Source organism: Vibrio sp. 1751 (assembly GCF_033339895.1).
In the GTDB taxonomy this organism is placed as follows: domain Bacteria; phylum Pseudomonadota; class Gammaproteobacteria; order Enterobacterales; family Vibrionaceae; genus Vibrio; species Vibrio alginolyticus.
In genome coordinates this window covers 81847-105519 of record NZ_JAWOVM010000009.1, presented here as the reverse complement: position 1 = coordinate 105519, position 23673 = coordinate 81847, and the positions used below count along the sequence as shown (strand labels likewise).

Here is a 23673-nt window from a genome sequence, read left to right as displayed (position 1 = left end):
TCGACGTATTTACGTGTCATCAGAATTTGTGCAACAACAGAAAGTACTGTCATGGTTGCATCCCAGAACGGGAACGCGTCAGGTTCAAGCACCGGTTCAGCCAAGTCAGCACCAAAGAGATTCAAGCTATCAACAGCAATGTTTGCTAGCGCAAAGAAAAATGGGTCGATATAGATCGTTAATAATGCGATACATGCAACGCTAATAGAGGCAGTAGTAATAAGTTTCTGTTTATTTAACCAGCGAACCTCCAGCGTTTCACCTTGTGCGTTTGGACGAGTCCACGCATACCAGCCGTAAATGTTCGCACAGAAGAAAAACAATTGAAGAAGCAATAATCCGTATAACTGAATTTGAAAAAAGATAACGGCAAAAAGCGTGACATTCAGCAAACCGAATAAGTAGTTGATGGTTTTTTCTTGGCTGGCAAACCAAATGCAAAGCAGTCCAAAAACGGTACCGAAAGCTTCGATCCAGCTCATTGCGTAGCCGTCGCCAATCGGAATGTTAACGAGAGTATTATTAATATCGAGTAAGGCAAAGAGGTCCATAACATTTCCTTTATTATTTTGTTTGGAATACGCTTATATTAGAGCGTGATCCCCAACAAAAAGGAGGACATTTGTCCTCCTCTTGATGCACTCGATCATAATTCAGTTCAATGTTTACTTGAAAGCAATAAATGATGCTATTGAACGGTGTTGGAAATAGACGTGCCTATGAGTCCAAGCCTAGATAGCGTTTTTTGAATGCAGAAGCTGATGCAAATAAAGCTGACGCCAAAAGTGTAATAATAAAGCCAATTGCGTACTCAAATGCTTCATTAACCAGTAGCTGATAGCAGCTCACAAAAAAAATCAATACAACTGTAATAACATTAACTCGGTGAAACCAAGGGTGTTTTACAGATAACTTAGCGTAACCTTTTGATAACATTTGACTAATCCGCCAGACAACAATTAATAGTTTTATTTATAATCAACGACGATAGTAAGGCTTTATCGTATAAAGAGAAACGACTTTTTTAATTTTTTAGCTCAACATCACACGTCATTCAGTGAGGTTTGACTTTAACCTCTTGACGCTTTTTCGTTCCACTAGAGTCGGCTCTAATTGTACGACCTGTGCCTCTGTTGATTTTTCATCCAACTTTCGGACAAGAGTCTCAACGGCAGCCTGCCCCAAACGGTACTTAGGCTGATGAATGGTAGTTAGCGATGGCGACATAAATTTCGCGATATGGATGTCATCGTAACCAATAATGGATAGGTCGTCCGGCACTTTAATACCGAGCTCATTTGCGGCGTTAATCACACCCATCGCCATCATATCGTTAGAGACGAAAATCGAGCTGGGTAATGCGCCACGCTGAGCCATTTTTTTGAACGCTTGATACCCACCCTCACATTCGAAGTCAGACTCAATGATCCAATTGGCATTAAATTCCAAGCCAGCTTCGTTCATTGCTCGCTTATAACCTTCGTATCGCATTTGCGCTTGGTGTTTAATCAAAGGGCCAGTGATGCACCCAATTTCGGTATGGCCGCAATCAATTAAGTATTTCGCCGCTAAGTAACCGCCACGAAGTGAGTTGTCTTGGATTTTATCGCTTGTAAATAGCATCGGCCCCCAGTCCATTACCACAACTGGGATATCTGGGTAACGCTCAAATACATCGATACGCTCTCCTTCTAGCGACGAGCACATCAAGATCAAACCATCGACACGCTTTTGCAATAGCGTATTAATGGATTGACGCATACGTTCGTTATCACCCTCGGTGTTACATAAAATGAGGCTGTAGCCTTTTTGGTAGCAGCTGCGTTCGACGCCTTTTACGACTTCGCCAAAGAATGGGTTGGTTGAGGTTGTCACGAGCATACCAATGGTTTTGGTACGATTGACTTTGAGGCTACGCGCCAACGCAGAGGGCGCGTAGTAGTTAAGCTCTTTTGCGGCATTGTTAACGCGTTCAGAGATCTCTTCGCTCACAAAACGCGTCTTGTTAATAACATGGCTCACTGTTGAAGTGGAAACCCCTGCCAGTTTTGCGATGTCTTTCATCGTCGCCATGTTACTACTCCTATTTTAATGAGGCGTTGTGCGCCTTATTGTTCAGCGAGAAACGCGTCCACCTCTTCGCGGGTTGGAATCGACGTTTGCGCGCCAAAGCGGGTCACAGAAATTGCAGCCGCCGCATGTGCAAACTTAATCGCTGATTCTAAAGGTAAACCTTCTAGGAGACCAGTGACGAATGCCCCATTAAATGTATCGCCCGCTGCGGTAGTATCCGTCGCTTCAACGCGGAAACCCGAGATGATTTCGCCTCGACCGTTTTGGCTTAGCCAAACGCCTTTTGCACCGAGTGTGATCATGACAATTTCTATACCTTTACCATGTAGCACATTCGCCGCTTCTTGCGCGCTTTCGTTGTCTGTTACAGTAATACCTGTCAGAACTTCAGCTTCCGTTTCATTTGGCGTAATCACGTCAATGTAAGACAGTAATTCATCTGACAATTCACGAGCTGGCGCTGGGTTCAGAATGACATTGGTTTTGGCATCTTTCGCTACACGCGCAGCTTTCTCAATGCCGCACATCGGCGTTTCCAATTGCATTAGCAAGTAATCTGCTTGGCGAATACGCTCTAAATCTGGCTCAATCGCTTCTGCTGTCAGTTTGGCGTTCGCTTCAGCTGAAATGCAAATGCTGTTCTCCCCACTGTCCGACACTTGAATCATCGCGATACCTGTCGGGCAATTTGGCTGCATCTTCACACCAGTGATATCGATGCCGTCCATTTTGAAGTTTTCGCGAATGTTAATGCCGAATGAGTCGTCGCCCACACAAGCGATAAAACCGATGTCTGCATTTAATCGCGCCGCCGCGACGGCTTGGTTGGCACCTTTGCCACCTGGGATAACTTGATAGTTGCGACCATGCAGCGTCTCGCCTGGGCGAGGGAAAGAAGGCACTTGAAGAACATGGTCAGCGTTTACACTACCTAACACCACTAACTTATTCATACGGTTATCCTCGGTTCTGAATGAACCCTTTTTAAAAACTGTTTAGGAAAATACATTAGATGACTTTAACTTCTCTTCCTGATAAAGGAGTCTCGACAAAAAGCCAAAGGCATCTATACCCCACACTTTGCAGTATTTTGGGTAAGTTTGCCCTCACCTCCTAAACGACAGATATAAACGGAGGAGAGAGCAAAAATTAGGATGATTTATTGGAACTAAAAACTTACTTAGTGACTACTTTTAGTGGTACCGGGATGTACTCTTCTACTTCTTCACCTTTCAAAACTTTGTCAGCCGTTTCAACACCTAAAGCACCGATAAGGTCTGGTTGCTGAGCAATAGTTGCCGCTAGTTTGCCACGGTTAACTGCTGCAATGCCGTCTTCCGTACCATCAAAACCAACGATAACGACATCTTTGCCAGAAGCTTGAACTGCGCGAAGTGCACCTAGCGCCATTTCATCATTCTGTGCAAATACCGCTTGTACATCCGGGTTAGCCGCTAGCAGGTTTTCCATTACGTTTAGACCTTTCGTGCGGTCAAAGTCAGCTGGTTGGCTAGCAAGAAGATCCATATCGCTGCCCTTCACGGCATTCATAAAGCCTTCACCGCGCTCACGCGCTGCCGATGTGCCCGCAATACCTTCAAGTTGAATGACTTTTGCTTTTTCGCCGACTTTTTCCATGATGTAGTGGCCTGCCATTTCACCACCAATTACGTTGTCCGAAGCGATGTGACTCACAACTTCACCACGGCTTGCACCACGGTCTAATGTCAACACAGGGATCTTAGAACGGTTCGCCATACGAATTGCATTAGACACTGCATCAGAATCCGTTGGGTTGATAAGAATTGCTTTTACGCCGCGAATACTTAAATCCTCGATGTTCGACAGTTCTTTACTCGGGTCATTTTGCGAGTCCAGTACAATTAAGTCGTACCCCAATTCTTTCGCTTTTGCTTCCGCACCGTCTTTCATCGTTACGAAGAACGGGTTGTTTAGCGTCGAAACCACAATCGCCATGGTATCTTGAGCTTGCGCCGCTACCGATACGGTTGAAGAAAGAAGTGCAGCAGAGATAAGAGTTGCAAGTTTTTTCATCGTTCTAGTCCTTTGTGTAGGGTGAGCCAGTACACGTCCCCTGACTCGGTTTGTATTCACTGTTTTATATATACAGATTGTTATGAATTACTTGTTTTTGTTGTCTACCAATACCGCCAGCAAGATAACCACTGCTTTTGCAATCATTTGGTAGTAGGAAGAAACATCAAGTAGGTTAAGTGCATTGTTCAAGAAACCGATGATCAGCGCACCAATCAAGGTACCCATGATACGGCCTTTACCGCCCATCAAGCTGGTACCGCCAAGAACAACCGCTGCGATAGCGTCTAGCTCGTAGCCCATACCTGCTGTTGGCTGCGCCGAAGAAAGACGAGACGTTACGATAATACCTGCAAGCGCTGCTAGCATACCGCAGATGGCGTAGACACCAATCTTCACTCGGTCTACATTGATACCTGATAGGCGAGTCGCAGACTCGTTGCCGCCTAGTGCGTAAACATAGCGACCAAAGCGCGTGTGGTTAAGTAAATACCAAGCCGCTGCGAACACAACCACCATTAACCAAACAGGAACCGGAATGCCTAGCGCGTAGCCAGTACCAAACCATGCAAACGCATCTGCGGTGTCAGTAAAGCCTGTCGAGATTGGACGACCTTCGGTGTACACCATGGTCACACCACGTAGTAACGTCATGGTAACCAGCGTAGCGATAAATGCCTGCACCTTACCCTTCGCAATAATGATACCGCTGATCGCACCTAACGCTGCACCTGCGACTAAAGCAGTGGGAACCGCCACCAGCACCGGAACCTCAAGCGCAATCATGCTTGCCGCAAAGGCACCACACAACGCCAATACCGAACCAACACTTAAGTCGATACCTGCGGTTAAAATAACTAATGTCATACCCACTGCGATAATGGCATTCACGGAGGTTTGACGAAGAATGTTGAGAATGTTGTCGACCGTAAAGAAGTTCGGGTTCAAAAATGACACAACAACGATCAGAAAGATCAGAGCTATCAGTGATTTTTGTTCAATCAGCCACTCTTTTGTGAACAACTTCTTGTTGCTCGTTTCGGTTGGTTTGCTCATGGTATTCGTACTCATGCTGCTTCCTCATTGATCTCTTTGCCTACGGCACAGGCGAGTAATTTTTCTTGATCGGCGTCTTTCGCATCAAATTCGCCAGTGATACGACCTTCATGCATCACTAAAATACGGTCGCTCATGCCGAGCACTTCAGGCATCTCGGAAGAAACCAAGATGATGCTCATGCCTTCGGCCTTAAACTTGTTGATGAGCTGATAAATCTCTTTTTTTGCTCCGACATCAACACCACGTGTCGGCTCATCCAGAATCAGAACTTTAGGTTTCGTCATTAACCCTTTCGCTATCGCAACTTTTTGCTGGTTACCACCAGATAAGTTGCCGATGATTTGATCTCGCGTTGGGGTTTTAATGTTGAATAACTTAATAAAATCTTCCACAGCAATCACTTCGTCGCTGTGTTGAATCTGGAAGCCTTTGGTCAGCTGGTTTAGCGAACAAAGTGACATGTTCTCCTTAACCGAAAGACCTAAAACCAAACCATCGCCTTTGCGATCTTCAGAGATGTAAGCGATACCATTTGCCAAGCCATCTTGCGGGCTAACCGGGTTAATAGTTTTGTTATCAAGATTGATAACACCATGCTCACTAGGTAATGCGCCGTAAATGACTTTCATGAGTTCAGTGCGGCCTGCGCCCATCAAGCCAGAAATTCCAAGAATCTCACCACGCTTGAGAGTAAAGCTCACATCCTGAACGCCAGACCCAGTCAAACCAATGACTTCAAGACAAGTTTCGCCATGTTGGACATCAATACGTGGATATTGCTCTTCTAATTTTCGGCCAACCATCATTTCAATTAGGCCATCTTCATCAGTGTCGGACACCTTGCACTCACCGATAAACTTACCATCACGAAGCACTGTAATATCATCACAGATTTCAAAGATTTCTTTAAGACGATGCGAAATGTATACGATGCCGCATCCTTGCTCGCGGAGCTCATTAATCACTTTAAACAGTGATTCCGTTTCGGTATCGGTCAGTGCGTCCGTTGGCTCATCCATAATGATGACTTTCGACTCAAACGAAAGTGCCTTTGCAATTTCCACCATTTGTTGTTCACCAAGGCTTAAATCGCCAAGCAATGTTTTTGATGAATGCTTTACATTGAGACGTTTTAAAAGCTTGTCAGCTTCGTCATACATTTTGCCCCACTGGATACGCCCTAAGGAGCCGGTGAACTCTCGTCCCAAGTAAATATTTTCGGCAATCGTCAGTTCAGGAATCAGGTTCAGCTCTTGGTGAATAATGCTAATACCAGCTTCCTGTGAATCGCGTGGACCTTTAAAGGCCGCCGGCTGACCTTGATATTGAATGCTCCCCGCATCCATGTGGTAAATGCCTGTCAACACCTTCATTAACGTTGACTTGCCTGCTCCATTTTCACCCATAAGCGCCATAACACGGCCTGGATAAACATTCAGGCTTGCTTTGTCGAGTGCTTTTACGCCCGGAAACGCCTTCTCAATTTCGCTTAGTTGTAGAATGGCTTGAGTCATAATCTGTCCTCAATATCTCTGGCTTAAAAAACCACGCCCGCTTGGAAAATAACGTTCGCATATGGCGAGCATTCGCCGGTTCTTACGATAGCGCGACTTTGGGCCGTGCGTGCTTTAAACGCTTCATGTGACACGTAGCTCACCTCAATAGATTTGCCCGTCTCTTCACTCTCTTTGCTCAGTTCGTTGAGCAACGCTTCATGCAAAACTGGGCTTGCATCAGAGAACTCTTCCGCAATGGTGACCCCTTCGATTTGGGACTCAGATAGAATTACGCGAACAGTATCAAGAAAACTTGGTACCCCATGCGTTAGCGCCAAATCGATTCGCTGAACATGCTCTGGGATTGGTAGACCAGCATCACATATCGTGATCTCGTCGGTGTGGCCTAGCGTCGCCACCAAGTAAGAAATATCTGAGTTAATTAGGGTACTTTTTTTCATCTCATCGACCTTTCGGTTACACGTTCATACAACCATGAGCGCCTGTCTTAAAGTGTTTTCGTTATTAACAGAAAACTCATCGAAACGTTTCGATGAAATAATAATTCGTCATCGCAATTTGACCAGTGTGAGATCGATAAGGTGTGAGAATGATCTGTAATTCAATTGTCATTGAATAGGAAAAGTGCACTTGAGTCACACTTTACCATCGAAACGTTTCGATGATGGTATTTCCCTGTCATTACGGTTAGGTTTTATACAGGGAGGAAGGAAAAGAGACGTCCAACTACTGAGAAAACCTCTAGTTAATAAGCTCGAAACCTTTCACGTCATCACAATTCTTAGATAGCTGCCTGATTTTGGAGAACGCTCACCTTACAATCTGGTTACAATTTGCCAAAACACATCATCCGTTCAGTACCTTACCTGGTACGCGACGTTTGTAGGGACACAAACGGAAACTAAGAACCATAATGAAGTTAAGCAATAGAGTCATTTTGCTTGTCGCGCCAGTGATCTTATTAAGCGCGTTAGTATCTAGCTATATTATTTATAGCATTCAAAAAGTGACGCTCATCAAGCGGGAAGACAGCTATATTCAGTTGCAGATGGAAAAGCTGGCCGGGCAGTTTCGACAAGCGAATATTTTTCTTAATAGCTATGCCTATACGCTCAGTAGAAGTGATGTATTACAAGACTATTTGGTTAATCATAACAACCCCTATCGTGAGCGAGTCTTGTTTAATCGATTAGACGAGACCGCTGAAGTATTAAGCCATGGTTACAAAGGCGATGCGAGCATGGCGATCCTCGACGGCAAACAAAACCTTCTCTACTACACAGAAAATAAATATTACGAATCATCGGGCGTGGTCGACCCAAAGGTATTAGAGTACATATCACGAAGTTTCAATGAGAGAGAGGCTTTCAGTCACACTGGCTTTATTTATAACTCCAGTGGACAAAGCATTCTTCTTCAATATGAGGTCGTCGACAAAAGAACGGGGACTCACCCTTTGAGCTTTGACTCGAAAAATGTGTTTTTTGTGGTAGTTTCCGTATCACTTGAAGCCTTTAACGAGATTAAGCATGACATCGAGTTTGACACGCACAGCGTGATTACTTTCGCCGACAAACCCATTTATCTTGATATTCCTCTCGCTCAAACCATTGAGCTGCTGCCGCACTTTTATGCCGTGCTTTCTCCTGCCGAATATTTAATGTGGAATAAAGTCGATAAAGTGTGGCTAGAACTTGCTTTCTCCTTTGGCGTAGCGGCGTTTTTCACTATCACATTAATCATTTTGGTGTTGTACCGCTATGTGTTGCGCCCTGTTTCTCGCCTTGATAAGCAGCTGAACGAACTTGAATCTAATCAACGTGACAATATTGAAAAGCTAGAAACAAACGATGAAATAGGACGCCTCTCTGCACGCTTTTTTGATATGTATGAGGAACTTAATGTCATCTATAAAAAGACAAAACGCCTAGCTGAAACGGATCACCTGACGCAACTCGCCAATCGCCATCGTTTTCATGAGCTTGCAACTCGTGAACTTATCTCCCCTTCGCAGTTTCTGTGGGTTGTTTACGTCGATCTTGATAACTTTAAATACGTGAATGATAAATACGGGCATGAATTGGGAGATAACTTATTAAAAGTGTTCTCATCACACATCAAGGATGCTTGTCAAAAGTTCTCGCACGATTACAACAGCCCCTGCTTTGCCGCCAGGTTATCTGGTGACGAATTTGCAATTTTGCTGAGCTCAAATCAAGAGGTAAAACGCTTGCCTGATTTGCTTGCATCAGAGTTACTAAAACCGATTAGTAATCTCAGTTCATCTTGGAGTAATTCATTTCCCGTTACGGCAAGCGTAGGTATTGCACAATATCCTCAAGACGGTACTGACATCGCGAAGTTACTCTCCAGTGCCGATGCGGCTATGTATCAAGCAAAACGGGCAGGGAAAAATCAATACGCCTATTATTCAGCCGCTCTCAATATTGAGTCTCAAAGACGAAGTCAACTTGAACGTGCGCTCCGAAAAAGCAATGTAGAGGAAGAATTTCACCTTGTTTTTCAACCCTATATGAACAATCGAAACAACGAAATTGAGGGGTTAGAAGTCTTGTTGCGTTGGGAAGCCGAAGGTATCGGCCCTATCCCTCCAAAGGAGTTTATTCCAATTGCAGAGCAAGCCGGATTATTTGATAAAATTGACCGCTGGGTTTTCGCCAATGCAACGGCGGAATACCATCAATTAAGGAATATTTTCGGTAAGGATATTGTTCTTTCGGTCAATCTTTCATCAGCAGAGCTAAACTCGATAGAAATGGCAAACTACATCCATGAACAAGCGACACTGCACAGTGTTAAACCAGAATGTATTGAAATAGAAATAACCGAAACCTTTGCCGCAGAACAACAAGGCACGGCTCTACTTGATGAGCTATCAAAACGTGGCTACCGTCTTGCAATTGATGACTTTGGTTCTGGTTACACATCGTTAACTCAGCTCGTTCAGTATCCGGTTCAAAAAATCAAATTTGATCGAGAGTTCCTCGTTACATTGATGAAGACCAACAACGGCCATGTGATCAAACCTATTATTGAGCTATGCCATGCCCAGAATAAAACGGTTACAGCAGAAGGTATTGAACACAATATGATGCATGAATGGCTATCGGCATACCGCTGCGACTATATGCAAGGCTATTTATTTGGCAAACCAATGACTAAAGAACAATTGAGCTTGTGGTGGCAATCGGCAAATGACGACAGTCGATTTGATGCGTCCATGGTCAGCTCAATTAGGGTTTCAAGAACATAAGTTAAGGGGAGACGTACAGCAGTCACAACTGTGGCGGCTGTATTTAGCTGTATATGAGCTTCATTGATAGATGCTCAGCTTTTGTTCCCCCATACCTATATTTATGACTTTAGTTGAGTAAATCACTATTTATTCGTTTTTAAACCAGCACTTCCTTGAAATCCAAACCGGTCAAATTCAGCGCTTTGACGCTATCGTACAAGCCACCTTTTTTGTCCGTGCAAAACGTTCTGAGCCCAGCACCTTTTACTCTGAACAAGTCAGATTCATTAACGGCTTCTCTATTCAAAACGAGTTTCTTAAACGGTCTAGCACGACTTAGCTTACCATGACGAAGATTATACTCGGTAGCAGAGGTATCAATGGCATCAATTTGAGTGACAATGTTTAATGCTCGCCAAGGCTTTCCTTGTAGATTTAATGGTAAAAATTCGACATTCTCGCTCAACACATCGAGCTTATCCGCAATAGAAGCGGATACAGCAAGAGTAAAAGATCCCCATGCTGCAATATCAGGCCTGGGTAATGGCTTTTCACCCTTAACGTCTAACCATTCAATATCAATACTTTTCCAACTGGCTTTAACAGACTCTCCATAGAGTTGGATCGGTTTGCTTGCCGTTACTTGAAGAGACATTTCCAATGGCGACTCTTGCAACATTGCAAAATCATTAACATTGGGAGTGACAATAAACACTTTATTAAATGCTGTCATAACCGTCCTTAAATAATTTTGAGCGCTTTTCTTAATGAGACGAGCGCTTTCACACCAAACCAAACCAAACATAATAGATAGAGTTTACTTTCATGTTCAAAAATTTAATGAATTAATATCTGGTGTTCTTATCTTTTAATTTCGAAGTTTTATTATTTATATATTTTAATCCACACGATAGAATTATTTTTCAATTTTTACTATGTACCCTTCCTTATGTAATCGAATAAATTAGAGAATAAACAATAGCACGCATCACTTCACTTTTGTCGAGCTCATCACTCTCACTTAAACGACACATTCACAAGTTCAATTTTTGAACGACTTAGACTTAGCTTTGTCAATCGTGAATTAAAAACAACCGATTCACCGCTGTTTTACTGCCTTTTCTTACCACCCTGTTGTTTATTCATACATTATAAATGCACTTATACACATAACGATTCGGCGTTACGATTTGTTACGAGTTAAATCACAAACTTTTGAGGTATTGGATAAAGCGTAGAAAAAGAAAACACATTGAAATAAAAAGAGTTTCTAAAGTACGAAAAATAAAACGCCGTTTTTATAAATTGGCAACTTCACAAATATCCTTAAACACAGTTTTATTAATTACATATATCAGATATTATTTACGCCGAAGTTTATAGAAACCATCGTTAAACTTCATATTTTATATAAGTTTCAAACAGTTAGTTTTTAACTCGAGAAATTATCGTCAACCCAATATCAAGCACCTAAGCGTGCAATAAGAAACATTGGGAATAGAATTATATTGATGTGCATGTTGTTTTAACGAGTGCATGAAGCAATCGGTAAATTTGTAACACCATAGAGTTTTATTTAGCCAAGATGAAAAAGTTAATTATATTATTTACATGTGCGCTGTTGTCTGTCTCACCTTTTGCTTTTGCAAAACAATCAGATAACGAACCCAGGGATCATTTACGACCAAAGCAAGTTGAACATGTGTTTAAACAAGCCAAGCTAGATGGCATAGTAGACTTTAAGTTGTTCAGTGACGCTTACATCGCTTATCAGAAGACACCCGATAGAAAGAAGTCGGTACTAACGATCATCGACTATAGTAAACCATCAACTGAAAAGCGTTTTTATGTGGTTGATTTAGATAAAAAGAAGCTAATTTACAATACGTATGTTTCTCACGGCGTGAACAGCGGAAAGAAAACAGCGACACAGTTTTCAAATGTCGTGAACTCGCGAAAAACATCATTGGGCACTTTTTTGACTGATACCACTTACTACGGCTCAAATGGCTATTCACTTCGATTAGATGGGCTAAGCTCTGGATTAAACGACAAAGCTCGCGAGCGTTACATTGTCGTGCACGGTGCCGATTACGCAAACCCTTCCTTCATCAAGAAGAATGGATACCTCGGACGCAGTTGGGGTTGCCCTGCTTTGCCAGAGAAGTTGTCTCGCGAGATCATTGACACCATAAAAGGCGGCAGCGTTATTTACGCAAGCGCATAATATCGATGCGACGAATATGGGGAAGAAAAAGAAGATTCTATTTCTTCCCCAGTAATAATCCTGTTAGCTTAATCGTCCTTGTGCAACGACTCTCTTTCCATTTTCGCTTACTCGAAAGCGAAAAATTATTGTGTTATTCGCTGATATACCTAAGTGCGATCAGAAAACTCTGTTCATCCCCCTTCCATCTCGTTAGTATACGCTGAGTTGATCAGACACTGGCTTTCATCGTTATCATAGTGCCACTAAGATTCCTTAATCATGGTGGGTAACTGTGGCTTTATATATGTTTAGGGTTACTTCTTGCGTTATCTACACCGTATATTATTGATGCTTTCTTTGTCCCTGCTCTCAGGGCTCATCACAGCTTCATATGCGCATGAGTGGCACCACACCAAACATTACACTTCCGAGCGCCTACTTAAACTCTCTCAACAAGACGATTTTGAGCTAGCACACACTGATTTTCATGCCTCAGCTTCTCTGAGCTCTTGGGGTTCAGAAAGTTACTACCTACATATAAAGCGCGAGTTGTTCGGGCTTGTCTCCTGTCGCCGAACATCAGCTACTGATGGCGTTTTATCATCAGATTTTACTCCTGATTATTTTTTACTTATTGCTTTCTCTTCTCCACCACTACTGGAGTTGGCAAAACAAGCATCTCGCTTACCTCTAGACAGTTATGGCGGACTCATGAGTCAACGCTCTCTTTATCGCCTCTCAGGAAGAAAGGAAGCGAACTTAATGTACGTCTTTACTCATGGTCGCAACGCCTTCTCTGTTGTTTAACTTTTTATGACATACAGAGAACACGAAAATGTAACGATAAGAGCCAATATGCTCATTGTTACTAGAACCAATTTGAGGTCCATATAATGACAAGAATCGCTACAACCATCGCACTAGCATTACTATTTTCAGCGGGCTCAACCTTTGCAAACACAGAAACTAAGCCAGAAGAAATGAGTAACGACACTCTGTTAGAGTGTGCCAACGTTTCTAACGCACGTATTGCAGTTCCGGAACACAGAGCGATGTTCAGACACTACTTAATGTCTGAGAGAGACTACAGCTTTGACCAGCTATCGTCTGCCGAACTCGAATTTAAAGCAGCAGATAAGAATGAGTCTGAAGTAGAGAACATCTACAAGTCTCAGTGCAAAGAAGTTGGCGAATACCTATATAGCATTGGCTATTAAATTCGAAACCCTAACGACACTCAAAAAGAAAGGCGCAATGTATGCGCCTTTCTTTTTACTGACAAAAGCCTGTCGATTAGATGTCTAATCTGCATACAAGCTTAAAAGTGCAAATCAAGTAAACTTACTGAGAAAACTCAGACACATCCTTGGGTTTACAGAACGCTCGACGTGCTTTAACAAACAAGAAACTAAGCACTCCAATCACAAGAGTAATTATTGGGGCCGCCATTAATAGCATTGTGATTGCTTTGCTCATATTTTCCGGTAGCAAAGGAAGTAATGAACCGAAACCGCATAATATCAGCGTCCATAAAATCGCACTCAGCCACGCAAAGTAATGGAATTTACTAATACGTTTCACTCGCAACCCCATCATTAATGGCAATAGGGAACGAACAACCGGAATAAACCGCGCGCACAAAAGCGCAATCAATCCATGTTTACTGAGTAATACGTCGACTTGTTCCAAACGCTTTTGAGGAACCGCACTCACCCAGCCTTGGACCTTAGGTAAGCGATTTAGCCACTTGCCTTGTAAATAAGCCGCCCAACTTCCCAACCCCGCACTAACAGCTATCACCAACATGATCATAATTGGGTCAAGGACGCCAACCGCCGCCAGCGTACCGGATAATACGACGACACTGTCGCATGGGAAAGGTGCAGCAGGAATAAAACCACTTTCCAAAAAGATAATCACAGCAACAACAAAATAAACCAAACCTGCACTGCCTGGCGCCATTAACGCCGTGAAATCTTGATGCCAAAAAGCACTCAAGACCTGAATGATCAAATCAAACATAAACCGCTCCTAAGCATAATTAACCAAAAGTTGCAAAAACATGGAATGTGTTAGCGAGCATGTATAAAGCGGTATATGAAATTCGATTCTTTTCTCACTCCGATTCTGTATTTAAAGTGAGTAAAAATACTTTCAATACAACAACCTAAAGCCTCATTGCCGATGCGTTTTAGCCGCTTCATCGAGTAAATTGCCGAACGATGCGCCCACCATGCTACATCAAGCATTTCAAACCATTCGGGTTCTACATCGTCGTTCGAGCTCATTTCCTTAGCATGGCTAACCCTCAATCTATTCCGGCTGTTTAAGCTCGGATAGTCTTGTTGTACTGGAGAGATAGGATGTTCTGAAAAGTGCTTCGACTTAGCGTCAACAGCAATATTCTGGTTATGAAAGGAAAGAAAATTTGGGTGTGAGTGCGCAAGGCTCATGCTCGGAGCCAACAAGCAGAAAAGTAGTCCGAGTAAAGCAATCAGAGTCGTACGCACAAAGGTAACCAGAACCAAAATGATAAGTTCTTTTAACCCTGTGCGTAACTATTGGCAATTAGTATTCTTAATCGTTAAGAATACTAATTATTTTTCACCGTAAGGGTAGCTTTCAAACATCTTCGCGATTTCTTCTTGGATGAGAGATTCTCTTTTCTCAGAGCTCATTGACTCAGACAGTTTACGACTTGAAACGCCTTTCCAAACGACTTGATTAGCCTTTGCATCAACCAGTTCAACCACCAACTTCCCATACTTACGTTCTTTATATCTTTCTGGGCTTGAAGTGATCACACCAAAGCTATTCCAGCCATAGCCAAAGCTCACCGACGATCCTGAAGAAACAAGCTCGGATTCTTCTACGATATCATGATGTACGTAAAGGTCACCGCCACTATTTACCTTAATTAAACCCTTACCCTCAAGCTGTTCAGCAAGCCCTTGCTCAATACGTCGACCATCAATACTGGTAGGAGCTTCCGCCTGAGCACCGAAGTCAAACGTTCTGTAAGCTGAAAAGTCGGCTTGTTTATCCACATCGGTTGTAACGGTAGTACAAGCAGATACCAGCATCACCACCAGCCCTAATATCAAACCTCTCATCATGTTAAATCTCCTTTGGTTAAGCTGACTGTTTCAGCAGAATTACCCTGTGTTATACATACGCATCAACAGTAAAAAGTAATCATTTCAATATTTAGTCTTGACCATGAAACGTGACTGTTCAATAAACGAGATTAACCTTTACACAGAAAATCTTGAATATCATCAACATCTAAACACCTAAGAATTCGGTGTTTACGACCTAATTGGAAGCCTCTAAGCTTAGTAGCGAAATCGCGAGTGCCACAAAAAACCAGAGACAATGAACACTTTAACATCAGTCCGCTACTTTTTTAGGCAACTGACAAACATTTGATGAGAAAAGACTTTTCTTTTTCGTCCAGTGTGGCATATTAACTGAGTCCTATCGATGCGCGGGCATCGTATAATGGCTATTACCTCAGCCTTCCAAGCTGATGATGCGGGTTCGATTCCCGCTGCCCGCTCCAATCTCTTTATCCCAATTTACTCATAAAAATCCGATGGCGGAGCGAACAAACGGCGGCAGCGTTGTTTCCATGATAAGTTTGGTCGAGTTACGTCATAAAACATGTCTTTCCATTCTGCAAACGTCACACGGATGGGATTAAAGCTGTTTACAGGTTTAGAAACCCCATACCGAACCGTTTCCACCTCTGGTTCAAACGTTCCGAACATTCGATCCCAAATAATTAATACACCCGCATAATTTTTGTCGATGTACTGACGGTTCACACCATGATGAACGCGATGATGAGACGGCGTGTTAAATACCCACTCTAGTGGCCCGAGCGAACGAATTGATTGGGTGTGAACAAAAAACTGTAAGCCCAGATTAAACAACACAACGAAGACAACCCATTTTGGCTCAAAACCAATAATCACCAAGGGCAACCAAAAAATCCACATCCCCGCTAGCGGATACATTAAACTTTGACGAAAGGCGGTACTGAAGTTCATTCTTTCCGAACTGTGATGAACAACGTGCGCGGCCCACATCCAACGAATACGATGGCTAGCCCGATGAAACCAGTAATAGAAAAAATCTTGCAGGACAACAAGTAAAAGAAAAGCTGAGACGCTCATTTCGATATCAAACAAACGCCAATCGAACCACCACAAATACAACTGAGCAATCAGTAAACCCGTGAGTATGTCTGTCGCTTGGTGTAAGCCCGCAAGAACAAAATTACACGCTACTTCAGGGAAGTAATACGTCGCGCTTTCAGGCAAGCGTCCCCTTCTTTGTCCGAACCAATATTCGGCAAGCATGCAGAAAAAGAAAACTGGAGCCAGAATCATCAGAAGTAATTCTGGGCGGTCCATCAACTGCGTCCAATCCATTGTGTTTCTACCATTTTGCATAGTGATCTTCAGTAAGACCCATAACTTCTTCTAACTGATGTTTGATGCCATTTCCATCGATAAGATAGCCAGAGAAATAACCGATATACTGACGAAAGTTACTTTTGAGAAGCCAAAAATTTTTCTTCTCTGAGCGTCGATTCAAAGGCGTGAACTGTAAGTTAACTCGTTTATCTTCAGACGTAATATGCCACTTTTGCCCTTCATCACTTCGTGAAAACTGAAACTGCACAGGTTGCAAAAAGTGACGCTGACCATTAATCCACAATACATTTTCGCAATAGCCAGTTTCATTAACGCCAGCTGCCAAGTTCAACCCCAGACGCCTGTCATCCTCAAAGCAATTGATACTCGCCCAGCGCCAACTTGTTTCTCGCCGCATGTACCCAGCGGAAAAATCGTAACCAGCAGCCACCTCTGAAAGATCTTGCTCTTTTCCTAATATGAACAAGTTACCGTCTACTGCTAACGCATTGTGCTTCTGAGTATATGTCCAACCCGCATAACCTGTTGGCGTACACAACATTAATGGCAAACTCATGTTTTCTGGACGTAAATAGAGATCCGCATTGACTGACTCTGTCACAAAGTGGACGTGCCAAATACCATCCTTAATAGAAAACTGAACTCTTTTGTTAGCAAGATGGGCAAGACTGCACCAACTGGAAGGCTGAGTTTGATAACCTATATTAAAAGGTTTCAACCATTGTTGCTCAATCAACTTATTCTTTTTAATATCAAACAGGTAGCAAAAGCCGGATGCTAAATACCGTATATCAGCAATCGCTACTCCAATGACGTAATCAGGTGTGACCAAATTGACGAACTGAAACTGCTTATAATCGCGGTAACGGCGCCACTTAGACACTGGCTTATCCATCTCATCGAGGTAAGTAAATTTATCTAGCTGTAACGATGTTGGAATTCCATCAAGGTGGCCAAACGCTGGTAGACCATTCTGCTGAATAAACGAGTTCAGAACCTTAAGCTCATCCATATAGTTGTCTTTTCACAAGTTATCACACACAAACTTTAACATGACGTTAACATAAACAATTTGCGTAACTGCACAACAACATCGACTAAAGTGATTTCTGCTTGTTATATGTGAAACTGATCACTCAACCACCCGCTTACTTAGCTCGCCCTACCTATCTCAACCAACACTGCCTGGGTTAGAAGCTGCACATTCTCATCCGCAGGAAAGACCACTACAACCATTGAATCTTGGTCAAAATCACTATTTAATGGAAATACATTCATATAAACTGATTGCTTATTCACATCAAGGAAGAAATCTATGTCATACATACACGATACTATTGTTGCGTTGCAACACAGTAGCCCTGCGCAAAAAGAATTTTACCAAGCGGTAGAAGAAGTATTAACTTCTCTCGCGCCGGTAATAGAAGGCAATAATAAATATAAGGAACAAGCGATTATCCAGAGGATCGTCGAGCCAGAACGTCAAATCATGTTTCGAGTTCCTTGGGTTGATGATGCTGGAAATGTACAAGTAAACAAAGGTTATCGAGTTGAATTCAACTCTGCTTTGGGGCCGTACAAAGGAGGATTGAGATTCCATCACTCAGTCAATGCGAGCATCATAAAATTTCTCGGCTTTGAGCAAATCTTTAAAAACGCACTGACTGGCCTTCCTATCGGTGGCGGCAAAGGCGGTTCAAACTTCGATCCTAAAGGAAAATCCGACGGCGAGATCATGCGATTTTGCCAATCATTTATGAACGAGTTGTACCGTCATATCGGTCCTGCCACCGATGTTCCCGCAGGCGATATCGGCGTCGGGGCGCGCGAAATTGGCTATATGTTTGGTCAATACAAACGATTGACGGGGCGCTACGAAGGTGTGCTTACAGGCAAGAGTCTGCTTTGGGGGGGCTCACTCGCCAGAAAAGAAGCGACAGGATATGGCGCCGTCTATTTTGCAGAATGCATGCTCAACGACCGCAACGATTCATTGAAAGGGAAAACTTGCCTCGTTTCTGGTGCTGGCAACGTGGCTATCTACGCCATTGAAAAACTGTACCATATGGGAGCAACGCCGGTTACATGCAGCGACTCTCGAGGTACGATCTATCATGAGCACGGTATTGATCTTAAGCTCCTCAAACAACTGAAAGAAGTGAAAAGAGCAAGCTTAGAAGAATATTTAGAAACTTACCCTGAAGCAGAATACACACCAGAGGGCGACTATCCTAATGAAGGGCATGCTGTTTGGCGATATCAGGCTGATGCTGCCTTCCCTTGTGCGACTCAAAATGAATTAACGTCAGACGACGCACTGGCTCTTATCGAAAACGGATGTATTTTGATTAGTGAAGGGGCGAACATGCCAACCACCCGTGATGCTGCCAATATTATCGTGGACTCAGACATAGCTTATGGGCCTGCCAAAGCAGCCAATGCAGGCGGTGTTGCAACCAGTCAACTTGAAATGGCGCAAAACGCCAGCATGCAAAACTGGACGTTTGAACAAGTGGATAGTCAGTTGCAAACCATCATGAAAAATATTTTCATCAATGCAAACGAAACCAGTAAAGAGTTTGGCCAACCTGGAAATTTAGTTTTAGGCGCCAACATTGCAGGCTTTAGAAAAGTCGCTGATGCAATGATTGAGCAAGGTGTCGTCTAGATGAACGAGCCAGCAGGATGACTGCTGGCTTAATATAACTCTGTAATAGGCCGCGCTTTCGATAAAGAGCTTCACTTAATTCACAATAAGCGTTGTCACTTCTGTTTTAACGGAGTTGGCGATAAAGCAATTCTCATGGGCCATGTGGTGCAGTTTTTCTAATTGAGATGGTGTCGGTTGTTTTTCACCTGAAAATGTTATCTCAGGGTTTAACGTCACCTTTGATACCCACTCTTTTCCGTTTTCGCCTTTTTCAAGCTCCCCCACCGCTTCATCTAAGTAACTGTCCACAACATAACGTCGCTTTGCTGCAATAGACAGGAAAACGAGCATATGACAACTAGAAAGTGCCGCGACAAACGCTTCTTCTGGATCAACATTTTCTTCTACGGATAGTGGTAATGGTACTACGTGGGGAGATGGAGATGCTGGGACTTGCAACCCTCCATCAAATTGCCAAATGTGTGCCCTACTATACTTATTATCACTAAACTCTTCGCCAGCTTTACGATGCCATTTGATTAAAGCGGAATGCTTACTCATTCTAACTCCCTGATTTTCCGACGACGAATCAACACTATCCGTCCTTGCCACAGTAAACCACAACAAAATGAGTTAAGGAAAGCATCGCACTCACAGGGACTATAAAATCTGTTGAGGATCGGCATTGTTCTTCTGGATATCATCCAAAAGTCTATGAGACTGATGGATGTTGACCTGTAACCGATTGATCAGCATCTGCAACTGCTCAATCTCGGGACTTTGGTTGGCTTTAAGTCGAGTTTCCAGGGCCTCCGTTTGGCTCGCCAAAATAGGTAAACTTAGGTTCAGTGCCATCCCTTTCGTTTTGTGCAACGTCAGCTCTAATGAAGCAAAATCTTCAGCCATAAAGTATTCAATAAGTTCATCAACAGAAGTCTCAAAATCGACAATAATGCTTTTTAGCAACTCGTCGAGCGCTTCTGGCTCATCTCGTAAAGAAGTAAACATGCCTGAACGGGAGAGTTCTTCCTCTGTTAACCTTAAGTTCTCGATTGGCTTACGTTGCAATTGAAGCACATTGCTGTCACTCGTTAGTGGCGGATTCCGTTTCGGTTCGAGTCTGGCTGCAAACTGTTTGAGAGCGTCTGAAAAGCTCTCATGCTGTAGCGGTTTTGTAAGCACATGGTCTGCTCCTGCTTCAATAAAGCTATCGTGAGCTTCACGAAATACGTCTGCCGTGTACGCAAAGAGTAATGTCTTGATACCTAACTCTTGTCGGATAACGCGTGTCGCCTCAACACCATTCATCTCGGGCATGTGGTTGTCCATCAAGATCAGGTCGTACTCGTTCTCTTTCACCTTTTTAACCGCGATTAATCCATTTTCTGCAACATCCACTTCATGCCCAAGCTTTTCGCAAAACCCTTTTGCCACAATGGCATTCACACGGTTATCATCAGCAAGTAGTATCTTTAAATGGTGTGATTTTGCGCGAGGTTTCGGTGCTTCTTGCTGCTTTTTCGGAGCAGATTCTACCCAAGGAATCGGCAACTCAACGATAAATTGACTTCCAACGCCTTCTATACTCTTCAGAGTAATATGGCCACCCATCAAATCGGTTAGTTTTTTGACGATGGCTAACCCAAGCCCTGTTCCGCCGAACCTTCGAGTCGTTGATGAGTCTGCTTGCTCAAACGAGTTAAAAATATGCTCGTGCTTGTCTGGCGCAATACCAATACCGGTGTCGCTCACGCGCATGACCAACAACTGATTCGATTCATCTAACTCGGTTCTAACCAGCACATGCCCTTCATTGGTAAACTTCACCGCGTTACCGGCGAGATTAAATAAGATCTGTCGTAAACGCGCACAATCCCCAGTAAATTCAGTATATTCAGAAACCTCGTTTTCCAAGATTAGCTCGATATTTTTTTCATCAACAAGTGGTTTTATTGCGCTACACACCGGAGAAAGCACTTGATCGAGCTTAAACTTAGCTTGCTCAAATTCCAGTTTGTTTTCTTCAACTTTAGAAAAATCCAAAATATCGTTGAGGATAGTCATCAGATGCTGGCCAGAGTCAAGAATAACCCTAATGTGCTCTTTCGTCGTCGGCTCTTTGGTCTCTTCTGCAATCATTTGAGAAAGCCCTAGTACGCCATTCATCGGCGTTCTTAGTTCGTGACTCATTGCAGCAAGAAAATTTGATTTCGCTTTTGCCGCTCGCTCGGCTTTGTTTCTCGCCTCTTCAATTTCAAGATTCAACTGTTTTAAGTTATGCATTCGGTGATGTGACTGATAAACAAACGCGCTAACTAGAAACATCACCGCGATAAATACAAACAACCACGTAAAACGCGCCTCACTTTGAGCAATATTGAGTAACCGATGCTCTGAGCTTTCGACAAACTCAATATAAGTGTGATCAAGCAGTTCATTCGTCAGCAATTCAATTCTTTTATCACTCGTTTGAAGCCGTTTAAGGAAGTTCGCTTCTTTTTCACTCTCAACTTCAGTTTGTGTTAGAAGCAACTGGTTGAGAAATTCAAAATAACGACTGCTACCCAATGATTGACCGCTCTCGATAGAAACCTCTTGCTGATATAAATTGAACAACATGAGTAATGCATACCGATTTTCTACCTGAACACCAATTAACATATCAAGCTTCAACGTTGTTTGAAGCACTCGCTCCTTAAACTGTTCAAGCGTATCCCTAACTTTTATACGATTGGGTGTCACGGGAAACCAAACTGATGCCTTTGATGACTCCAACAGTGCCTGTGCTGCGATTTCTATCTCTACTAAAGATGTTGTTAACTCATAGTTTTTTCTATCTTCAACGGCATATCGGTTCACGATAACATCACGCTTTTCAATCAATTCATGTCCGATATTCATTAGCTCTGCATGAAATTCTTGAGCGTTTTTTGAGTTCATATACGACATATACGCCAGTGTGCAGCACGCCAGTATCCCAATAAAAAAGCACAAATTGATCAGTTTGAATTTATTCATTTTCCAACACCTCTAAAATTATGGGTCTAGGTGCTGTCAACGACTGCAAGAATGCTTCAATGTCCGCGACATTCTCATCGTTCATCGTTATACCGAGCTGGGTTTTAGCCATGATTTGTATCGCGTCGGATAACTTATCGACTTGCCCATTATGAAAATAAGGACTCGTTAGCGCGACATTGCGTAAACTGGCTACTCTAAAATAGAATCGCTCTTCATCTTCTATCGTAACGAGTTGCCTGCCCGAGTCCTCTACTACTGGCTTATCCTTGAAATAGGCGAACCTTTGGATCATCGCTCCGCCGATATTTTTGCCCTGATGACACTGCACACAACCTGAAGTCTGAAATGTTTTCCAACCTCTGATTTGCTGTTCACTCAGTACATGCGTGTAACCCAATAAGTAAGCATCGAATGGTGCGCCAGGCGTCTGCAGCCCTTCAACAAACTCCACAATAGCGGACTTGATATTATGAACGTTAATCGGCAATTCATCGTCACGACTAAATAGCGCTTGATAATGTTCACTCTCTTTTACATATTGCTCTATTGTTTGCCAGTTTGAGTCCATTTCCATTGGATTATGGATTGGACCATCAATCTGAGCCATCAAGGTGTTTTCCGTTCCATCCCATAAAAAACGATAATTTAACGCCGCATTAAACACTGTTATAGAATTTCTAATTCCATCACCTTTCACCCCCGTAGAGACTGGTGTATTTTCAGCGCCATTGGTTTGCAGATTGTGGCATGTCGCACAGCTGACATTACCATTTGACGATAATTGAGGATCGCGGAAGAGATGCCAGCCAATTCTCGCTAGCTTAATATCCACATTAGGATCACCCTGTATGGGCTGAACTAGGGAGATATCACCTAACATCTTCGCGTTTCTTGCGGTTGTTGTTTGGCTCAAAATGAGTGTTACAACAGCTAGTGCGATTGCGCTGAATTGCCTCATCAACTACATACCTTAAACTTGTCATTGATATGAATTTAGTTGCATTTTGGCGTTTTTTCCACCGACAGGAAGTTGAAAAAACGAGTTAAGTATTGCTTTGTTTAAGGCTTTGGTTGAAGAGGGAGTAATAAGGCGAATATGAAGAAACCTATCGCCTTATGAGTAGCTAACGTATTGAAATCTGAATTTAGTGTAGAAAAGCCAAAAACCGTTGAAACCAAGTCACCTCTCCATAGGAGATCAGATCGAAAATAGTAAAGAAAACGGCACAGATAACGGCCAACTTAATCAAACGCTGAACAATAAACATAAACATCACAATTACCAATAATTTGCTTTAGTTTACTATCTCACACAGCGTTTATATATAAAAATGTAGTCTCCTAATTAGCCTCGGGAACTTATTCATTAGAACCTATACTCAAACATCTCT

General features: G+C 42.9%; 21 protein-coding genes and 1 tRNA gene. 6 read left to right on the top strand and 16 right to left on the bottom strand.

Translation table 11 applies throughout. The annotated features are described in order from the left end of the window. The 7 genes from pnuC to rbsD all read right to left on the bottom strand — a co-directional run. The coding region (gene pnuC, locus R7041_RS05725) for a nicotinamide riboside transporter PnuC (protein ID WP_318128598.1) at positions 1 to 551 on the bottom strand (551 nt) is incomplete at its 3' end. Positions 552 to 1050: 499 nt separating this feature from the next. Further along, the gene (locus R7041_RS05720) at positions 1051 to 2073 is read right to left on the bottom strand and encodes a substrate-binding domain-containing protein (RefSeq protein ID WP_005373138.1); all 1023 of its coding nucleotides are present in this window, start codon (positions 2071 to 2073) and stop codon (positions 1051 to 1053) included. A gap of 35 nt (positions 2074 to 2108) precedes the next feature. Continuing rightward, positions 2109 to 3026, bottom strand: a complete 918-nt coding sequence (gene rbsK / locus R7041_RS05715; RefSeq protein ID WP_017820311.1) for a ribokinase — start codon at positions 3024 to 3026, stop codon at positions 2109 to 2111. 223 nt (positions 3027 to 3249) lie between these two features. Next, on the bottom strand, positions 3250 to 4128 hold the full coding sequence (gene rbsB, locus R7041_RS05710) for a ribose ABC transporter substrate-binding protein RbsB (protein ID WP_005373143.1): 879 nt from the start codon (positions 4126 to 4128) through the stop codon (positions 3250 to 3252). Between the two features lie 87 nt (positions 4129 to 4215). Further along, positions 4216 to 5199, bottom strand: coding sequence for a ribose ABC transporter permease (gene rbsC / locus R7041_RS05705; protein WP_005373145.1), 984 nt, complete (start codon positions 5197 to 5199; stop codon positions 4216 to 4218). Further along, positions 5196 to 6701 carry a ribose ABC transporter ATP-binding protein RbsA gene (gene rbsA / locus R7041_RS05700; protein ID WP_005373147.1) on the bottom strand — a complete coding sequence of 502 codons (1506 nt, stop codon included), beginning with the start codon at positions 6699 to 6701 and terminating at the stop codon, positions 5196 to 5198. The genes rbsC and rbsA overlap by 4 nt, the downstream gene beginning before the upstream one ends. A gap of 23 nt (positions 6702 to 6724) precedes the next feature. Continuing rightward, positions 6725 to 7144 (bottom strand): D-ribose pyranase, encoded by a 420-nt coding sequence (gene rbsD, locus R7041_RS05695; protein WP_064369297.1) that lies wholly within the window; start codon positions 7142 to 7144, stop codon positions 6725 to 6727. Between the two features lie 473 nt (positions 7145 to 7617). Between rbsD and R7041_RS05690 the strand changes: the two genes are divergently transcribed. Further along, a complete protein-coding gene (locus R7041_RS05690) occupies positions 7618 to 9978 on the top strand; it encodes an EAL domain-containing protein (protein WP_206948984.1) in 2361 nt (786 codons plus the stop codon). Positions 9979 to 10117: 139 nt separating this feature from the next. Here the strand turns inward: R7041_RS05690 and R7041_RS05685 are convergent, their stop codons facing one another. After that, entirely contained in the window at positions 10118 to 10693 is a 576-nt protein-coding gene (locus R7041_RS05685; RefSeq protein WP_053349404.1) for an imm11 family protein, read from the bottom strand. An 852-nt stretch (positions 10694 to 11545) separates the two neighbouring features. On the opposite strand from R7041_RS05685, the gene R7041_RS05680 reads away from it, so the two are divergent. From R7041_RS05680 to R7041_RS05670, 3 genes are all read left to right on the top strand, one after another. After that, positions 11546 to 12187, top strand: a complete 642-nt coding sequence (locus tag R7041_RS05680; protein ID WP_017633652.1) for a murein L,D-transpeptidase catalytic domain family protein — start codon at positions 11546 to 11548, stop codon at positions 12185 to 12187. A 330-nt stretch (positions 12188 to 12517) separates the two neighbouring features. Then, the gene (locus R7041_RS05675; RefSeq protein ID WP_017633653.1) at positions 12518 to 12976 is read left to right on the top strand and encodes a hypothetical protein; all 459 of its coding nucleotides are present in this window, start codon (positions 12518 to 12520) and stop codon (positions 12974 to 12976) included. 86 nt (positions 12977 to 13062) lie between these two features. After that, on the top strand, positions 13063 to 13386 hold the full coding sequence (locus R7041_RS05670; RefSeq protein ID WP_042522561.1) for a hypothetical protein: 324 nt from the start codon (positions 13063 to 13065) through the stop codon (positions 13384 to 13386). 124 nt (positions 13387 to 13510) lie between these two features. Here R7041_RS05670 and R7041_RS05665 read toward each other — a convergent pair whose 3' ends face one another. The 3 genes from R7041_RS05665 to R7041_RS05655 form a co-directional block, all read right to left on the bottom strand. Next, the gene (locus tag R7041_RS05665) at positions 13511 to 14191 is read right to left on the bottom strand and encodes a DedA family protein (RefSeq protein ID WP_042522560.1); all 681 of its coding nucleotides are present in this window, start codon (positions 14189 to 14191) and stop codon (positions 13511 to 13513) included. Positions 14192 to 14241: 50 nt separating this feature from the next. Then, positions 14242 to 14622 (bottom strand): hypothetical protein, encoded by a 381-nt coding sequence (locus R7041_RS05660; protein WP_231972281.1) that lies wholly within the window; start codon positions 14620 to 14622, stop codon positions 14242 to 14244. 144 nt (positions 14623 to 14766) lie between these two features. Next, positions 14767 to 15285 carry a DUF4136 domain-containing protein gene (locus tag R7041_RS05655; RefSeq protein ID WP_005382627.1) on the bottom strand — a complete coding sequence of 173 codons (519 nt, stop codon included), beginning with the start codon at positions 15283 to 15285 and terminating at the stop codon, positions 14767 to 14769. A gap of 371 nt (positions 15286 to 15656) precedes the next feature. On the opposite strand from R7041_RS05655, the gene R7041_RS05650 reads away from it, so the two are divergent. Next, positions 15657 to 15731: transfer RNA gene (locus R7041_RS05650), tRNA-Gly, on the top strand. A 16-nt stretch (positions 15732 to 15747) separates the two neighbouring features. Here R7041_RS05650 and R7041_RS05645 read toward each other — a convergent pair. Beyond that, entirely contained in the window at positions 15748 to 16605 is an 858-nt protein-coding gene (locus R7041_RS05645) for a sterol desaturase family protein (protein ID WP_005373167.1), read from the bottom strand. Between the two features lie 7 nt (positions 16606 to 16612). Then, complete coding sequence (locus tag R7041_RS05640) at positions 16613 to 17623, bottom strand: DUF2804 domain-containing protein (protein WP_053307607.1); 1011 nt, start codon at positions 17621 to 17623, stop codon at positions 16613 to 16615. Between the two features lie 303 nt (positions 17624 to 17926). Here R7041_RS05640 and gdhA point away from each other — a divergent pair, with 303 nt between their 5' ends. Further along, complete coding sequence (gdhA, locus tag R7041_RS05635) at positions 17927 to 19279, top strand: NADP-specific glutamate dehydrogenase (RefSeq protein WP_017633658.1); 1353 nt, start codon at positions 17927 to 17929, stop codon at positions 19277 to 19279. A 75-nt stretch (positions 19280 to 19354) separates the two neighbouring features. Here gdhA and R7041_RS05630 read toward each other — a convergent pair whose 3' ends face one another. From R7041_RS05630 to R7041_RS05620, 3 genes are all read right to left on the bottom strand, one after another. Further along, positions 19355 to 19822 (bottom strand): OsmC family protein, encoded by a 468-nt coding sequence (locus R7041_RS05630; RefSeq protein ID WP_053307606.1) that lies wholly within the window; start codon positions 19820 to 19822, stop codon positions 19355 to 19357. 99 nt (positions 19823 to 19921) lie between these two features. Beyond that, positions 19922 to 22279 carry an ATP-binding protein gene (locus R7041_RS05625; RefSeq protein WP_258512665.1) on the bottom strand — a complete coding sequence of 786 codons (2358 nt, stop codon included), beginning with the start codon at positions 22277 to 22279 and terminating at the stop codon, positions 19922 to 19924. Continuing rightward, positions 22272 to 23240: a cytochrome-c peroxidase gene (locus R7041_RS05620; protein WP_005373180.1), complete on the bottom strand. Its 969-nt coding sequence runs from the start codon at positions 23238 to 23240 to the stop codon at positions 22272 to 22274. Before R7041_RS05620 ends, R7041_RS05625 begins: the two co-directional genes overlap by 8 nt. Between the last annotated feature and the right edge of the window lie 433 nt (positions 23241 to 23673).

What these genes read in the sequence shown, in the direction of transcription:
- R7041_RS05625 (WP_258512665.1), bottom strand. Translation starts at nt 22,279, where the DNA reads ATGAATAAATTCAAACTGATCAATTTGTGCTTTTTTATTGGGATACTG.
- rbsD (WP_064369297.1), bottom strand. Translation starts at nt 7,144, where the DNA reads ATGAAAAAAAGTACCCTAATTAACTCAGATATTTCTTACTTGGTGGCG.
- R7041_RS05645 (WP_005373167.1), bottom strand. Translation starts at nt 16,605, where the DNA reads ATGGATTGGACGCAGTTGATGGACCGCCCAGAATTACTTCTGATGATT.
- R7041_RS05660 (WP_231972281.1), bottom strand. Translation starts at nt 14,622, where the DNA reads ATGAGCCTTGCGCACTCACACCCAAATTTTCTTTCCTTTCATAACCAG.
- R7041_RS05680 (WP_017633652.1), top strand. Translation starts at nt 11,546, where the DNA reads ATGAAAAAGTTAATTATATTATTTACATGTGCGCTGTTGTCTGTCTCA.
- R7041_RS05685 (WP_053349404.1), bottom strand. Translation starts at nt 10,693, where the DNA reads ATGACAGCATTTAATAAAGTGTTTATTGTCACTCCCAATGTTAATGAT.
- R7041_RS05690 (WP_206948984.1), top strand. Translation starts at nt 7,618, where the DNA reads ATGAAGTTAAGCAATAGAGTCATTTTGCTTGTCGCGCCAGTGATCTTA.
- R7041_RS05620 (WP_005373180.1), bottom strand. Translation starts at nt 23,240, where the DNA reads ATGAGGCAATTCAGCGCAATCGCACTAGCTGTTGTAACACTCATTTTG.
- R7041_RS05675 (WP_017633653.1), top strand. Translation starts at nt 12,518, where the DNA reads ATGCTTTCTTTGTCCCTGCTCTCAGGGCTCATCACAGCTTCATATGCG.
- R7041_RS05630 (WP_053307606.1), bottom strand. Translation starts at nt 19,822, where the DNA reads ATGAGTAAGCATTCCGCTTTAATCAAATGGCATCGTAAAGCTGGCGAA.
- R7041_RS05720 (WP_005373138.1), bottom strand. Translation starts at nt 2,073, where the DNA reads ATGGCGACGATGAAAGACATCGCAAAACTGGCAGGGGTTTCCACTTCA.
- rbsK (WP_017820311.1), bottom strand. Translation starts at nt 3,026, where the DNA reads ATGAATAAGTTAGTGGTGTTAGGTAGTGTAAACGCTGACCATGTTCTT.
- rbsB (WP_005373143.1), bottom strand. Translation starts at nt 4,128, where the DNA reads ATGAAAAAACTTGCAACTCTTATCTCTGCTGCACTTCTTTCTTCAACC.
- rbsC (WP_005373145.1), bottom strand. Translation starts at nt 5,199, where the DNA reads ATGAGTACGAATACCATGAGCAAACCAACCGAAACGAGCAACAAGAAG.
- gdhA (WP_017633658.1), top strand. Translation starts at nt 17,927, where the DNA reads ATGTCATACATACACGATACTATTGTTGCGTTGCAACACAGTAGCCCT.
- R7041_RS05665 (WP_042522560.1), bottom strand. Translation starts at nt 14,191, where the DNA reads ATGTTTGATTTGATCATTCAGGTCTTGAGTGCTTTTTGGCATCAAGAT.
- R7041_RS05655 (WP_005382627.1), bottom strand. Translation starts at nt 15,285, where the DNA reads ATGATGAGAGGTTTGATATTAGGGCTGGTGGTGATGCTGGTATCTGCT.
- rbsA (WP_005373147.1), bottom strand. Translation starts at nt 6,701, where the DNA reads ATGACTCAAGCCATTCTACAACTAAGCGAAATTGAGAAGGCGTTTCCG.
- R7041_RS05640 (WP_053307607.1), bottom strand. Translation starts at nt 17,623, where the DNA reads ATGGATGAGCTTAAGGTTCTGAACTCGTTTATTCAGCAGAATGGTCTA.
- R7041_RS05670 (WP_042522561.1), top strand. Translation starts at nt 13,063, where the DNA reads ATGACAAGAATCGCTACAACCATCGCACTAGCATTACTATTTTCAGCG.